Source organism: Paraburkholderia sp. 22099 (assembly GCF_052045835.1).
Classification (GTDB): Bacteria; Pseudomonadota; Gammaproteobacteria; order Burkholderiales; family Burkholderiaceae; genus Paraburkholderia; species Paraburkholderia terricola.
Genome location: NZ_JBQEPU010000102.1, coordinates 1 through 523 on the forward strand (window position 1 = coordinate 1; position 523 = coordinate 523).

The window sequence follows — 523 nt, forward strand, 5'->3', positions numbered from 1 at the left end:
TCATCGATCCGGCGCATCAGCAACTGGTCTGCCTCGCTCACCGGTTGCGCCCGGTAATACACGCTCGATCTTGCGATACCAACGAGCCGCACTTGCTGCGAGACCGGCAATGCGTGCGTACGATCGATCATCGCTTTGCGCTCAGCAATCCCGCTTTGTTGAGCGCGCCGCTTAAAAAATCGTTTTCCAGCGTGAGCTGGCCGATCTTCGCATGTAGCTCCTTCAAATCGACTTGCGGCTCGCTCGACGCCGTGCCGCCTGCGCCAAATACGTCGGCGGCACGTTCCTGCAACTGCCGCTTCCATTCGGTGATCTGGTTCGGGTGCACATCGAACTGCTGCGCCAGTTCGGCTAGCGTCCGCTCACCCTTGATCGCCGCCATCGCCACTTTCGCCTTGAACGGGGCTGAGTGCGTCCGTCGGGTTCTCTTCGTCATCTTCAAGGTTCCTTTGTCGGCATTATCGCCGCCTCAGGCCCCGAGCGTTTCACTTATCCGGCTGTCCGAATTTGCGCGGCCACCTCT

1 pseudogene is annotated in these 523 nt (G+C 59.8%); it reads right to left on the minus strand.

Annotation, left to right across the window (positions count from 1 at the left end):
• A pseudogene (locus ACTJLC_RS31835) lies at positions 1 to 436 on the minus strand (transposase); the annotation flags it as partial.
• Positions 437 to 523 lie beyond the last annotated feature (87 nt).